This window comes from Enterococcus sp. 7E2_DIV0204, from assembly GCF_002140855.1.
Taxonomy (GTDB): Bacteria; Bacillota; Bacilli; order Lactobacillales; family Enterococcaceae; genus Enterococcus_L; species Enterococcus_L lemimoniae.
This window is the reverse complement of sequence record NZ_NGKY01000001.1, coordinates 2,166,947-2,182,048: the sequence shown is the minus strand read 5'-3', so window position 1 is coordinate 2,182,048 and position 15,102 is coordinate 2,166,947. Positions and strand designations below refer to the sequence as shown.

Annotated in this window: 12 protein-coding genes and 2 pseudogenes; 1 reads left to right on the top strand and 13 read right to left on the bottom strand. The window is 35.4% G+C overall.

Annotated elements, in window-relative coordinates; all coding sequences use genetic code 11:
• Positions 1-40 precede the first annotated feature (40 nt).
• The 6 genes from thrS to A5819_RS10150 all read right to left on the bottom strand — a co-directional run bounded on the left by thrS (position 41) and on the right by A5819_RS10150 (position 6,235).
• Positions 41-1,981, bottom strand: a complete 1,941-nt coding sequence (thrS, locus tag A5819_RS10175) for a threonine--tRNA ligase (RefSeq protein ID WP_086278688.1) — start codon at positions 1,979-1,981, stop codon at positions 41-43.
• Between the two features lie 574 nt (positions 1,982-2,555).
• Positions 2,556-2,735, bottom strand: a complete 180-nt coding sequence (locus A5819_RS10170; RefSeq protein ID WP_086278687.1) for a 2-hydroxymuconate tautomerase — start codon at positions 2,733-2,735, stop codon at positions 2,556-2,558.
• Positions 2,736-2,802: 67 nt separating this feature from the next.
• The gene (locus tag A5819_RS19790; RefSeq protein WP_369596915.1) at positions 2,803-3,168 is read right to left on the bottom strand and encodes a class I SAM-dependent methyltransferase; all 366 of its coding nucleotides are present in this window, start codon (positions 3,166-3,168) and stop codon (positions 2,803-2,805) included.
• 3 nt (positions 3,169-3,171) lie between these two features.
• Positions 3,172-3,396: a class I SAM-dependent methyltransferase gene (locus A5819_RS19785; protein ID WP_254907252.1), complete on the bottom strand. Its 225-nt coding sequence runs from the start codon at positions 3,394-3,396 to the stop codon at positions 3,172-3,174.
• 80 nt (positions 3,397-3,476) lie between these two features.
• Positions 3,477-4,949, bottom strand: coding sequence for a L,D-transpeptidase family protein (locus A5819_RS10155; RefSeq protein WP_086278684.1), 1,473 nt, complete (start codon positions 4,947-4,949; stop codon positions 3,477-3,479).
• Between the two features lie 434 nt (positions 4,950-5,383).
• Positions 5,384-6,235 (bottom strand): aminoglycoside 6-adenylyltransferase, encoded by an 852-nt coding sequence (locus A5819_RS10150; protein WP_086278683.1) that lies wholly within the window; start codon positions 6,233-6,235, stop codon positions 5,384-5,386.
• A gap of 156 nt (positions 6,236-6,391) precedes the next feature.
• On the opposite strand from A5819_RS10150, the gene A5819_RS10145 reads away from it, so the two are divergent.
• Positions 6,392-6,973, top strand: a complete 582-nt coding sequence (locus A5819_RS10145; RefSeq protein ID WP_086278682.1) for a YdcF family protein — start codon at positions 6,392-6,394, stop codon at positions 6,971-6,973.
• 164 nt (positions 6,974-7,137) lie between these two features.
• Here A5819_RS10145 and A5819_RS10140 read toward each other — a convergent pair.
• The 7 genes and pseudogenes from A5819_RS10140 to A5819_RS10115 all read right to left on the bottom strand — a co-directional run bounded on the left by A5819_RS10140 (position 7,138) and on the right by A5819_RS10115 (position 15,087).
• Positions 7,138-8,208, bottom strand: a pseudogene (locus A5819_RS10140) (DUF916 and DUF3324 domain-containing protein).
• A 109-nt stretch (positions 8,209-8,317) separates the two neighbouring features.
• Positions 8,318-8,963, bottom strand: a pseudogene (locus A5819_RS10135) (WxL domain-containing protein); the annotation flags it as partial.
• Positions 8,964-9,064: 101 nt separating this feature from the next.
• Positions 9,065-10,066: a hypothetical protein gene (locus A5819_RS19780; RefSeq protein WP_254907251.1), complete on the bottom strand. Its 1,002-nt coding sequence runs from the start codon at positions 10,064-10,066 to the stop codon at positions 9,065-9,067.
• On the bottom strand, positions 10,045-11,274 hold the full coding sequence (locus A5819_RS19775; RefSeq protein ID WP_254907250.1) for a hypothetical protein: 1,230 nt from the start codon (positions 11,272-11,274) through the stop codon (positions 10,045-10,047). The genes A5819_RS19780 and A5819_RS19775 overlap by 22 nt, the downstream gene beginning before the upstream one ends.
• Before the next feature lie 597 nt (positions 11,275-11,871).
• Positions 11,872-13,347, bottom strand: coding sequence for a glycoside hydrolase family 32 protein (locus A5819_RS10125; RefSeq protein WP_217808587.1), 1,476 nt, complete (start codon positions 13,345-13,347; stop codon positions 11,872-11,874).
• 10 nt (positions 13,348-13,357) lie between these two features.
• Positions 13,358-14,206: a carbohydrate ABC transporter permease gene (locus tag A5819_RS10120; RefSeq protein WP_086278680.1), complete on the bottom strand. Its 849-nt coding sequence runs from the start codon at positions 14,204-14,206 to the stop codon at positions 13,358-13,360.
• Entirely contained in the window at positions 14,203-15,087 is an 885-nt protein-coding gene (locus A5819_RS10115) for a carbohydrate ABC transporter permease (protein WP_086278679.1), read from the bottom strand. Before A5819_RS10115 ends, A5819_RS10120 begins: the two co-directional genes overlap by 4 nt.
• Positions 15,088-15,102 lie beyond the last annotated feature (15 nt).

The following is a 15,102-nucleotide window of genomic DNA, read 5'->3' as shown; positions in this document are numbered from 1 at the left end:
AAAAATAGACAAAGCATGATTGCTCTGCCTATTTATTTTATTATCTTCTACTGTAATTCGAAACGTCTGCGACCATGCTATCAACAAAGATATTTAAATCGATCACTTCGGTTTCTTTACTACCATAACGACGAATATTCACAGTCGCATCATCCATCTCTTTATCACCGACAACGATTTGATAAGGAATTTTTTGTGTTTGAGATGCACGGATTTTATAACCCATTTTTTCATTGCGATCATCGACTTCGATACGTAAACCTTGTTCTTGCAGACGTTTTTTCACTTCATATGCATAATCAGAATGAGCTTCAACAGATACAGGAATGATTGTTGCTTGAATTGGTGCTAACCAGGTTGGGAACGCGCCTTTGTAAACTTCTGTTAGATAAGCCACGAAACGCTCCATTGTTGAAACGATTCCTCTATGGATAACTAATGGACGATGTGTATTTTCACCATCTTCACCAACATAAGTCAAATCAAAACGTTCTGGTAATAATGCATCAATTTGAATTGTTGATAACGTTTCTTCCATTCCTAGCGCAGTTTTTACTTGAACATCTAGTTTAGGACCATAAAAGGCTGCTTCACCTTCTGCCTCAAAATAATCAATTCCTGCTTCATCTGCCGCTTCTTTGATCATCGTTTGCGATCTTTCCCACATGGCATCATCATCAAAGTATTTCTCTTTATTGTTCGGATCTCTCAAGCTCAAACGGAAGCGATAATCTGTTACATCAAAATCAGCGTATACTTCTACCATTAATTTCAATGTACGTAGGAATTCTTCTTTGATTTGATCTGGACGAACAAAAGTATGTCCATCATTCAAGGTCATTTCACGCACACGTTGTAATCCAGATAAGGCACCTGATTTTTCATAACGATGCATCATACCAAGTTCAGCAATTCTAATTGGTAGTTCACGATAACTGTGGATATCATTTTTATATACCATCATATGATGCGGACAGTTCATTGGACGGAGTACTAGCATTTCGCCATCGCCCATATCCATTGGTGGAAACATATCTTCATGATAATGATCCCAATGACCTGATCTCTTATAAAATTCAACATTGGCCATAATTGGTGTATACACATGTTGATAACCTAAGCTGATTTCCTTATCTGTGATGTAACGTTCGATTGTACGGCGAATTGTTGCACCTTTTGGTAACCAGAAGGGTAATCCTGAACCTACATCTGGATTAAGCATAAATAAATCAAGCTCTTTCCCTAGCTTACGGTGATCACGTTCTTTGGCTTCTTCGCGCATTTTGATAAATTCTTTTAAATCTTTTTTATCAAAGAAAGCAGTTCCGTAAATCCGTTGCATCATTTGATTGTTAGAATTTCCTCTCCAGTAAGCTCCAGCTACTGATAATAATTGGAAGACTTGGATACGTCCAGTAGATGGTACATGAACCCCACGGCATAAATCAACGAAATCACCTTGATCATAAACTGTAATGATTTCATCTTCTGGAAGCTCTGAAATCAATTCAACTTTATAAGGATCATCTGCAAATAATTCTAACGCTTCGTTTTTTGAAACAACTTTACGAACGATTGGATTATTTTCTTTGACGATTTTCATCATTTCAGCTTCAATAGCAGGTAAATCTTCAGCTGTGATTGGATTTTCCCCATTATCAGTATCATAATAAAAGCCTGAATCGATTGCTGGTCCTACACCAAATTTAATTTTTGGAAATAAACGGCGTAATGCATTCGCCATTAAATGAGCAGATGAGTGACGTAAAATCCCTAGTGCATCCTCATGATCTGGTGTTACGATTTCAATCGTTCCATCCTCTTCGATTGGACGAACTAAATCTATTAATGTACCATTAAACTTCCCTGCTAAGGCTTTTTTAGCTAAACTGTTACTAATGCTTTTAGCAATATCTAATGTTGATGAGCCAGCCTCAAATTCTTTGACTGCGCCATCTGGAAATGTAATTTTAATTGACATTTTTGTTTCCTCCTTTAGTAAATTATGATTGAAAAGATAACAACTCTAACAGATCATGTACGGTTATAAGCCACTTTGTTCAACGAGTACTTTTCATCATCCACTCTGGCAGAGCCAATCATGGTGATATTCAATAACTTCCTTTTGCAAACAGAATCTTCTCTCTTATTTTCTTAGTACGTGGCTTTGCTTGATTCCCTAGTATGGATACTTCGCTCGACTACGCTCGCCAAGTACTGTTCATCATCCACTCTGGCAAAGCCAATCGTGGTGATTCACAGCAAAAAGTCCCAGCATCTGAATTTGATCAGATACTAGGACGAAAAGTTCGTGGTTCCACCTATTTTTAAACATGACAAACAGTCATGTTCCTCAAGCGTGTTAACGGTACGACCGCCTTTGTTTCAACAAAGGTTGGAAAAAGTGGTCATTCCTTGCGCGGGTCTGGAAAATTTTCAGCCGAGATTTTCCTCTCTAAAAGACTGCTTACAAGTTCAGGTGTCTTTCTCATCAATCATTTATGTGTTAATTTAAACACTTTCTTAAATAAAAAGCAAGTATTTCTTCAAAAGAATCATTTTTTCCAAGTTCCACCTTGAGCATAGCGGTCTTTTTTCATTTCATTTACGATAACATGAATATTTTCTTGCGGTGCTCCCGTGTTTTTAGAGACAACCTCTGTGATCTCTTTGACCATTTTTGTTAATTGTTCTTCGCTGCGTCCTTCGATTAGTTCGACATGAATAAATGGCATAGCGTTTCCTCCCTTCAATTGTTGATCGTCCTTGAATCTATGATAGCACTTTTAACTTAAAAATTATTTATTTTTCAGCACTTAATATAAACATTGAGGCATCTTGATTCATAAATACGTTTTCTCTTTGATAAAACGTTTCACTTGATACTGCCCTAAAGGCCGCTTCTTCAAATTGTTTGCGAAGTTCGGCCTGAATAAAACCATTATGAACTTTTTCATGACTGATTTTTTCATTTTTATCAAAGTCGACTACTAAGATACGACCACCAGGATTCAACGTTTGATATAACGATGTCAACAATCCGATTATATCTGGTACATGTAACAACACTAGTGAGACAACAATGATGGCAGCTGTTAACTCAAAGGTATTTTCTTTAGAGAAACTGCCTACAAGTGTTGTTGCGTTGGTCCGTTTTGTTGGTTCGATTTTTTAATCGACAATCCGAATCATTTCTTCAGACGGATCGACGAATAGTATTTCCTTAAAACCAGCGGCAATTTCTAAGCCAATCAAACCCGTGCCACAGCCGTAGTCTAGTAAGGTTGCTCCAATAAGATTTCCCAATTTTTTTTGAATCTCTGTCGTTATGATATTTGCTAACGCTAATTGTTTTGGCGAGTCGTAATGATGGGCGATTTTATCAAAGATATTCATAGGCAATTTTCTCCTTACGCTAATGTTTTAGTCGATTTATTAAAAAAAGAAGCCCGTTTGGACTTCTTTTAACTATTCTTTTAAGCTGGTTCACCATAATCAACAGGTTTATCAAATTCTCCTGGTGCATCATCATAAATGTGACCATAAACGATTACTGGCATTCCAGCATACGCACCATTGAAGATTTGAGCAACAGCTGCTCCTGGTGTATTGATACAACCATTACTACCAAAATTAGTTTTATAGGCTTCTTTGTTACCAAAATACTCTGTTTTATAATCAGCATCATGAATTCCGATTTGTGTCACAACACCACCAAAACTCTTTAATGGCATCCAATATTTTACTGGTACACTATATTTTGAACCATCAAGCATTTCGCCTTCCAACTTTGTATCAGTATCTTTGTACAAAATTGTATGGAATCCAGGTACTGTCGCAGTTCCTTTGTTATAGCGTCCTGTGATCACATCTGTTTCAACGACTTTGGCACCATTTTTAAAGAAGTACATCTTTTGATCGTTTAAGTCGATTTCAACATAATCTTTATCAACCGTTGAAGATTGTGTTACATCACCATCGATCGGTACTGTGATTGTTTCAGTATCTTTATCACTATTAAGTGCTTGAACAAGTAAATCTCTTGTTTGTGGCATATTGATGTCCCAGCCATAGCTACCATTGTTTTTGTATTTCGTTGTTACGCCATGAACATTTTTAAAAATGATTGGTTTGAAGATTGAGCCATATTTTTGGTTTGTTTGTTCTACCCAAGCATAAACTTTATTTGGATCAACATTTCCCGCTGTATCCATAAATGATTGTAGTTCTTCTTTTGTAAGCGTCAATTTTTCGCCATTTATATCAAGCGTGATCGCTTTATTTTCTTTTTTGGATAACGAAGCTAACTTTTCTTGTAGTCCTTTGTCGTCTTTTGTCACTGTTGGTTTTTGATAAAATTCTTTGACATCATAGACGTAGCTACCTTTATTTTCGTCAACATCTTTTAGGACTTGGTTCATCAACGCTTCTTTATCAACCGCTGTCCCAATTTGTTCTGGTAAGATTTGGTAGTTACCATCAACTTTTTCGATCCGAGCATCTTGACTTGGTGTTCCTTCTTCGAACGTAAGTTCATTTAGTTTGTTTTTCAATTCATTCTTGTAATCTTCATTGATCGGTAATTTGATTGAACGGTCACCCATGTTTTGTTTCAAATATTCTTCTGTTATTTGATATTTTTCAGGCAAAGCGATTTTTTCTTCTTTACCATTTACTTTAATCACAACATCTTCAGCTTTATTCAGTTGTTCTAGTTTTTCTTTTGCAGCTTTTGCATTTAATAAACTGATATCAACACCATTCGCTTTGGCTGTGATAAAAAAATGAGATTGAAAATAAACGAGACCGCCCGTAAATACAAGTGCTAAACAAATTAATAAACCAACTATTGGAACTAGCCATTTTTTCTTTTTCTTATTTGGCTGCTTCTTATTTTGCGGCGCTCTTGCATTTTTAACTGAGCGACTAACTATTTCTTCATTTTCCATTGAGCTATCTTCCTTTTTTTAAATTTATATGCTTACTTTGAGGCAATGCTTTCTCCTGTTTCAAAAATAGTGTAAAAGAAATACAAGCTTCCTGTGATTATTTTAAATTTTTCCTAACAACAGCTACTTCAGTAACTGCATTTTAAAGATAGTTTAGTTAAAATCCTTGTAATCTTCAATTATTTTGCTTACATATGAGAAAAAATTCATGTTTTTTATGTATAAGTGCTTAATATCATTTTTTTCTAGTAAACAGGATACTGCAACCGTCAAAATTCGATACAGTGTACTTATCATTCTACCACACATAAGGGAGAGGAAAAAAGACTATTTGCTAATATCTTTGATGAAATTCTACTATATTTACAATAAACTTTAAAATCTTCCTTAATCCTCATCCAATTATCTAAAAAAAAGTGCAAGAAAGAACTACCTTAGCAGCTAGCACTAAAATCTTTTGTATAGTTCATAACTTTTATAGCTGTTTTTTGATCATAATCAAAGTGATTTTTTTGTGCAAATTTCTGAGCATAATGATCAAACTGCTTTTGTAGTGAAATCAATGCGGACCAAATAGATGAAATGCTAGAGCTATTCATCGTTGCCAAAATTGCTTCATATTCTTCTTTCATTAGATAGTTAGGTAAGTACTTATAATTTTTGCCAACACTAATTTGATAGCCATGTTCTGATCCTACTTGCCAAGATAACAAACGTAACAATTCTTTTTGGCATATTTCATTTAGATGATCCGCTGCATAGAACAATTCATTACGGCATAAGCCTTTTACAATATAAGTGCTGACCCACCAAAATTCATTGCAGCAATCCAAAAATTCTGCCTGACTTGGACGTTTTACCCAGTAATCTTGATCGGTTGCTGCTGTTAACCTCGGTAATACTTGCTCTTTGTCCAATAAAATCTCAGCTAAGTGATCACCTTCATTCCAATTATCTGCCTGTTCTTTAGGACACAAAGTCAAATCGATCCGATTGCCATCATCAAACAGCATCAAATAAGTAAAGCGGCCATTCCCTGTTGGTGAAAACAAAACCATATCCTCCGGCGTTTGCATAATTAAACGTGGCCCGAATTGGTCAATCCATGACGGATCTATAACAAAAGCCTCAACTGATTCTACAACATACACAATATCATAATCTTGAAACAAATCTTTAGGTGCTTTGTTATTTGTTCGTGAACCATTCAATCCCACGGCCAACACTCTATCATCTCTTTTGGCTGTCTCAGTAATCAATTGAAACATTTCCTTCTCTGTTCTCATCTGGTCCTCCTTTTTTTCGCTCTACATAAAGTGTACGTTACGTCACTAGCTATGTTATACTTTCTCTTAAAATCGTTAAAAAATCTTTAAAAAAGAAAGCATAAACACCATTTTTCTTACTTATCTACTACACTGTATAAGAAAGGTTGTGGTGTTATGAACTGGGTAAAGCGAATAATGTTGATAATTATAAGTTTGGGCTTTTTATATACAGGTCTCGTTCTGTTCCTAATTTTTAGCGGAACAAAAGATCAGCCAACTTCAACACCAGATACTGTGCTTATCTTAGGTGCACAAGTCAAAGGATCCTCAAAAGACAACGCCTATCCAAGTACTGTTTTAAAAGAACGCCTAGATGCGGCTATTCCCTATTTAAAAGAACATCCAAATGCAACTGCTATCGTTTGTGGCGGTCAAGGCTCTGATGAACCTGATAGTGAAGCCAATGTCATGGCTGAATATTTAAGAGCAAATGGAATTTCACAAGAACAAATCTTGGCAGAAGATACCTCGACACGAACCAAAGAAAACATTCAAAACGCTCAAAAGAAACAAGCGCTAGGAAATACTGTGATCGTTACAAGTGACTTTCATCTTTATCGTTCAAAACTATTAGCAAAACGTTTAGGGATTTCTGAAATCAGCGGACTTCCTGCCGTTTCTAAATCCTCCGCTAAGTTTAAAACATATGCACGGGAAGTCGTAGCTTTGGGGTATGGATTGCTTTTTGATTACTGATTAGGCTTTTGCTGTTTATAGTGATTCACCCCCATTTCCAAGAGCTGGAATGGGGGTGTAAATGAAAAATTATTTTGTTAAGTAGTTGTTAATATAAAATTACACTACTCAGTAACTGCCAAAAAACATACTTTTTTTCTTTTATTCTATTCTTTCAGATCTATTTATTTTTCTGGTTTATCTAGGCTATTTTTTAGTTTTTCATACTTTTGCTGTTCTTTTTTCATTTTTCGATCAAAGTAGTAAATAATGCCTAATATCACAATTAATATGCCTGCCCCTATACTAATAACCACTATCCAAGGAAATGAATGTCGTTGATCTAGCGGTAAGTTGAATGCTGTCGCATTATATTTTTTGGCCTCTTTTTATTTTATTTCAAATTTTCTTTCCCAACTCCAGTCTTTATACCCATCATTTGCTTTGATCTTAACCGTATAGTTGCCGGCAACAAAAGGTTGCTCCTTTAAATCGATTTTATAATTGAAATTTGTATTTGGTGCCATCGTTAAGGATTCTTGACGGTTTTCATACCTAGGCTTCGTTTCATTTTCATAATAATGCTTTACATCTAGCTGCAACTTTTTGATCATTGCTGTTTTTTTGTTTTGAATATTCATAATCACTGCATTATTACCAGTCATCTGTGTCGCCTTGACATCATTCAATGCTAATTCTGGTTTGATTTCTTGATCTGTCTCACTCATTAATACACCAACGACATAAGAAAAACGATTGCCTACAGCTAATGCTCCTTGACTTTTTTCTTCCTTATCTTCTTTTTGCTCAAAATAAAGACCACCTAAAACATATCCATCAAAAGACTCTTTAGGAATCTCGACAACATCTTCAACTATTTTCGTTGATTTCTTCGGTAAAATAATTTCTTTAGGCATTTTTGCGATTTCACTAAATGTGAACACTGCAGACGAATCTTTTTTAGCATCATTATAAGAATAATCAACGATTCCATTATCATTTGTAATCGCTAAATTTGCTGATGCATAAACTGTAACGTCTTCTTCTGTATCATTGGTTAGCTCTACACTAAGCGTTTGCGTTTCACCTGGCACTACTCTTAAATCAAAATAACTGATTTCCTTACTGCGTTGATTTTCAGGTGAGATCGCTTTCACATTAAAATTGATTTCACTAGCTTGACTCGTAACGCCCATACTTATAGACAATAATAGAAAAAGAATGGCAAACATTCGTTGAAACAGCCTCTTATCCATGATCAAAACTCCTTTTTTAAATGCTTATGGTGATACTTAAATGTTAGACAGACATTTTTAACTCAATCACAATCGCTTTGTAAAATCAGTTCATTTTTCTATTTCACTTTTATAAATGACTATCGTTCAAGGTCCAAGTAAGTGTTGTATTGATCATTCGCAAGTTTTGTAGTGGCATTAGGAACAGTCAATTTAACCCCTTGGGCTGCTCCAGCTCCTGAACCAAATGCAAGTGTCCATGTTCCCATACCGGTCGAAAGTGCCGCAGTAGCAACTGGAGAAGATGACGCCCCTGTTGGATCTAATGCTACAGGTACCGTTAAATAAGCTAACGCAATCAATTCAGTAGAATTTGGAGTTGCTGCTACCATACTCATTTGAGCATTCGTTAATACCGCAGGCGTTGTATCTGCTGTTTGAAACTGACCATTTTGTTTTACAGTCAATTTCCAAACAAGATTTAGGCCTCGTTTATCTGTTACTTAAGCATAGTTTGGAACACTGATCAATGTAGAAAGTGAATTTTGAACTTGATCTAGTTGTGCATAGTAAGTCGCATCAGCCGTTTGGATAACTTTCGTACCAAAGTGAAAATTAGACACATAGTCCAAACTTAATGGTCCACCAGTTCCGGGTTGATGAGGATCAGTTGGGTTAGGTGTCACAGGAGACGTTGGATCTGTCGGATTAACCGGTGGTGTAATCGTTGTATCTTGAGAAGAACTAATATCTGCATTGGATGTTAGAGAACCTACAGCAACCGTAGATAAAGAACCTAGAATCTTTTTCATTTTTACTTCCTTCTTTCTTTTTTTATTTATTTTAACTTCTTATTTTTTAAGAAGCCAAACACAAATTATAAAGGAGCATCGGATAAAATCCACTGAAGTTGGGCTGTATATGATTCATTGACATTGATATTTATACTAGGAGTAAGATTCAAAAAGACCCCATTTTGCTGATTCCAAGAAATGACTACATTGTTATTATTAGGAGAAGTGTATGCGTACGCTTCTGAAGCGATTGCCGTTATCGTAGAATCTTGTCCATTTTTCCGATAGACAAAAGCTTGATTGATCGTTTTATTTGTAGTAGTAGATTTCATTGGCTGGTTTTCCCTAACGTATAGGTGCCACTGACTTTTAGCAACACGGCCATCAGCCACAATCAAAGAAGTGTCTACTATACTTGGACTATACGTTGTTGTTTTGCTTGGAACAGGTATACTCTTAAACGAAATTTGATTTGGGGACTGGACAAACCGTAATGTTCCATCCCCTATCGGAACCGAACTCGCATTGTTTTGCGGTGTGATGGCGGTGCCTCCACCATCAGCTCCACCAACAACACTAGAAAAAGGCAACGATTGTCCTGTCATATTCTGGGCAACAACACCAGTATACTGTAGCTTAAAGCTAGTATTTGGCTGAGTGAAATTATTGACAGCCAGAGAATTCTGGTAGTACCAATACTGCATATTCAAATTAGAATCCGTTAAAAGTTGTGTACCTAATACTGGTGTTTGAACCCCTGTGCTTGAGATTCGGGTTAAAGAAACTGGACTTAATTGTGTAATCCCATTTGGAATATAGGCCTTTAACATCTGTTGGCTCCAAGTTGCCGGTTGATTAGTCAAGGTCGTTGTCAATGTATAGCGAACCGTTTGTCCAGTCACGGCAGATGGTGCCGCTTCCCAGTTCCCTTGCGCATCCAACCTTTCAATCGTTTGAACAACTGAGATAGCTGGTGCTAAATAGGGAACAGTTTGATTATAGCTTGTACTCGTAACTAAAACTAAACCTGTCCGGTTACTTAAGCCTTGGACAAATAGGCTAACTATTTCACCACCATTAAACATCGGCTAATTAGAAAACTGAAAACTGCATTTGCATTTAATGGTGTTGTATAGGCTGTCCCACCATTTATCTGTAAGGCTACTTGATAAGTACCTGCAGTTGTTTGTACCGCATTGCCTGAGAGTTGGGTCGTTCCTGCTGTTGCAGACACTGCGGTTACTGGTTGGATTGGCCAACTAACGGCTAATGGAGCTGCAGAGGGACTTTGAATATAATTACTGTTTGTTTTTGATTGTGCATTAACGAGCGCTGAAACACTGTACCCAAATTGCAAAGCAGAGGCTAATGTTGTGCTAAAATTTCCCGAAGCATCAACAGGTATATTACTAACAACTATAAGTGCCGAAGTTCCATCAGAGCGGGTGATCGTCAGTTGAACTGTGTAAGTGTAATTACTATTTTGTACTTGTTGAATTTTACCGCCCACAGCTGTCTGTAGATTTAAAAGCGGACTATTTAAAACAGGTACTGTCACAATCGGTACGCCTGTTCCGACCGACATAGAAGGTAAAGCAATCACACCTGACTTTGAGACATTGTTTAAAACCAAATTGATAATATTTAAACCATCTGTTGAGGAGCCAAATGTTCCTTTGATAGGATAATTCACACCATTACTTGCTGGGGGAATCGTAATGCCATTTTGATATAATAGTGCGACGTCAAAACTGAAACTAACTGCCCAGCGACTAAGTCCCAATAAACTTACAACATTAGTAGGAAAAGTTACATACACTGAATTATAAGTACTACTATAAGCTAATATAAAATTACGTGTCGTATCATGAATATTATAAGAAACACTTCCGACTAATGCAGCAGGAAGAGTCACTGTTCCCGTTAACACTGATAAAAAACTTTGCTGTTTTGCCGTACTCCCGTTAATTTGTTTCGCAATTTCTGGTGGTAATTGCGTCACGATCATCGGTTGACCACCTAATGATAAATCTAACGTAGGTGTATATGTATAGGTCATCGTAATGATCGTTTGCCCCGTCGCCCCAGTTGAATATGTTCCACTAAGTGCACCTGATCCAACTTCAACCAATCGTTCTTGAATATCTTGCATTATCTCTGGTTGTTCCTCTGGCATTTCATTTCCAGATTCCTCATTTAATATTTCATCTTCCGCAAAACATTGGTGCACATCAATTTGTAGTACACTAACCATCAATCCCAATAATAGTAGAAATAACCATTTACGTTTCACTCAGATATCCCCCCCTTGACTAATGATCATTCAATAGTGCTAAATAATAAAAAAATATAAATTCAAAATTATTATATGTAAAAAAACAAATAGTTTATATCCTTATGTTGATTTTATACTGCTGCCAAAATAAAGTGAAATATCTGTAATCGCTTACTTGGTATTCTAAATAAAAATTTTGAAAAAACCGTTTATTCATTGATTTAGCTACAAATGATAACTATTTCTCATTTTAATGTCCGTTATTCTCAAAAATTTAATTAAAATGCTAAATATTTGAGAATTTAAAACAAAAATGCTATTATAATTTTGTTCTTAGTTTTTTCATATTGTGTTTCCCTTCATATAGTGTGTGTATGAAGGGTTTATTTTGTTTCAAATAAATTGAAATGCGCCATATAAATATATCAAATAATCCTTAAGTCTCAACTCTATAATTGGTAACTCATCTCTTTGTTACTTTTCCAACAAATTAGAAAAAAGTGCAAGAAAATTATTTAAAATCAAGGTTTATTTATCCTGATAATCCAAATAAATCGTCAAACTAGAAGCCTTTACCGTTGCTATCTTCTAGCAATGGTAAAGGCTTCTTTAATATTATACTTTGATTAATCCATAATTTATTTCAACTTGTTCAAGCATTCCAACTACAGATAAAGTCGCGGGTTCACTTTGCCCTTTTTCATAAAAATTCATTGACATTACAGCAACGCCTTTTGCAAATATTTCTATTGATGATGTATCTCTAAATATCTCTAAAACTAGTCTATTGTCTATTAAAGGAACACTAGCCGTTCGCTTTGTTAATTTGTCTGTTTCAGCACCCGTAATAGAGAAACCAAAGCTATCACGACTAATAGATAGATGTTCAGTAACTGGCTCATAGATTAATTCAATAGCAGAATCATCCGATCTAATAATTTTCATTCTAAGTTTTTTAGTTAGTGTCAGGTTTCCACTAAATTCAATATAGAATTGCTTGGTTCCATTATTTTCTATTACAATAGACGAATTATCTAGTTTTTCTTCTATTATACTTTTTTTATCAGTGATGAATGTATAAATTGTGTTAATAGGTTGTTGGATTAATCGTTGCTTTTCCACATGGAGTTCACGTGGTAAGGTCATCGCACCTGCCCAAAAATGCCCCAAATCATTCGTTGGCATATTTCGTCCCCACATCTGCATCCAAGCAACCATAATCCGCCGTCCCTGCTTATCTATACATGTTTGAGGCGCATAAAAATCCAAACCAAAATCAATTTCATGAAAATTTTCTACATTAAACCGACCTGTTAACCAATCCACTTCACCTATAAAAGCTACAGTAGAGTTGATATTTTCATAAGAATTATCTTTCTTTTCCATTTCAATAGGGGAAATCAATAAAACATCTTTTCCGTCTAGATGAAATAAATCAGGACATTCCCACATGACTCCTTGTTCTTTTTTTCCTTTTAGTAGTATAGAAGTAAACCGCCAATTAAATAAATCATCTGACTGAAATAATAAAATTTGTCCTCGTTGTTCAGCTGTCTTTGAGGCAACTACACTGTAATACATCCCCCGATGTTCGATTATTTTAGGATCACGAAAATCTTCAATTTGCGCAATGCCCTTAATATGTTGATCTGAAATTACAGGATTTCCAGGAATTTTTTCAAAATGAACACCATCTTCTGAAACTGCAATACACTGAACTTCTCTTTTGATACCTTCTCGTTCATAATGACCTGTGTACATCAAATATAGTTTCCCGTCTTTTTCAATTGCACTTCCTGAAAAACATCCATCTAAATCATATTCTTCACTAGGTGCTAGCGCTACAGGGAGATCTTCCCAGTGGATTAAATCTTTTGACTTAGCATGTCCCCAGTGCATTGGCCCCCAAACACTATCATATGGATAATATTGGTAAAACAAATGATATTCACCTTTGTAATAGACAAATCCATTTGGATCATTAATCCAACCTACAGGAGCCATCAAATGATAGCTTTGGCGATAAACGTTATTAATCATTCCTTTATTTTCTTTAATAAATTGATTTGCTCGTTCTATTTTTTCTCTCATCATATCTCTCCTATTTGATTCCTGTTCCAGAACCGCCCAATCCTTGAAGGATATATTTTTGAGCGACAATATAAATAATGATTAAAGGAATCGTTGAAATTGTTAAAACTGCCATGACCTGATTAATATAAACAGGTTGTGTCGTGTTAATCGTTGTAATAGCGACTTGCATGGAAAACTTACTTTTATCTGTCAATACCATTAATGGCCAAATATAATCATTCCAGCTCCCAATAAAAGATAAAACCCCAACGGTCGCTACTGCTGGTTTAGACATCGGCAACATGATTGAAAAAAATATTTTAACAATATTTGCACCATCTATTTTAGCTGATTCGATGATTTCTTCTGGTATAGCTATAAAAAAATTTCTAAATAAATAGATATTAAATGCACTAGCCATCGCTGGTAAAATCACTGCAATACGACTATTAACTAACCCTAATGCATTTACAATTGTAAACTGAGGAATCAATACAGTCTCCATTGGAATGATCAAAAGTGCTAACAAGAATCCGAAAATTATTTTTTTTCCTGTAAAATTGATTTTAGCAAAAGCAAAACCTGCTAATGAATTAACAATAATAGATCCTGCTGCAAAAGTGATGCCGTAAAAAATACTATTTAGCAAATACGTCCAAATACTGAATCGTTCAATGACTTCTTGATAGGTTTTAAACCAGTTTGCAGGATTTAGACTAGGTAAAAAAGCTTTAAAAGAAGAAAGGTTTGTATAAACTTCTGCGTTTGATTTCATAGCAGAAACGATCATCCAAAGCATTGGAAAAATAAACATTGCCGCTAAAATAAATAATAGAACATATTCAAAAAACATCAGTGGTCCCATCTTTTTTTTCATTTGTCTTTATCCTCCTTAATTAACCTTCTTTGACCGATCGTAATCAAACCAATCATGGTTGTAAAAATCAACGCTATTGAACTAGAGTAACCTACCATTCGGTCGGTGAAGCCTATCTGATAAATATAATAGACCATCGTCATGGTAGAATTCATTGGTCCACCTTGGGTCATAACCATTGGTTGAACGATCAGCTTAAAGGCTGAGATAAGCGTTGTTAATAAGACAAAGATAGCTGTTGGCTTTAATAAAGGCAGTGTAATATAACAAAATTGTTGAAATTTTGTGAAGCCATCCATTTCGGCGGCTTCATAGACATCTTGTGGGATATTCTGCATACCGCCTAAAAATAGCAACATTTGATAACCAGCTCCTTGCCAAGCAGAGACAAAAACGATCGTGTACATCGCCTGTTTAGGACTTGTTAAAAAGGGTTGAGCAGAAATTCCTATTTTCATTAATAATGAATTGATTAGCCCTTCATTTGGATTTAATAAATACAGCCATAAGATAGAGATAACTACCAAAGACATGACAACTGGGGCAAAAAATGCTACTTTAAACAATAAATTCCCTTTTCTTTTTTTATTGATGATCAAGGCCATTCCTAATGCTGCTCCCAATTGGACTGGAATGATCCAAACAACAAACTTAGCCGTATTAACCATACTCTTGATAAAAATGGGATCGTTAAATAATTGTTTAAAGTTGTCTACCCCAATGAATTGACGATTGTTTGGCGTCAGTAAATAATAGTCTGTAAACGCATAGTAGACAACCATTCCTACTGGAATCAAAAGAAAAATTGTCAATAAAATAAGAGCTGGTGCTAAAAAACTATACCCTACTAAATTTTCTTTAACTGTCGGTTTCCGATTCATCTTGTTTCCTCCTTT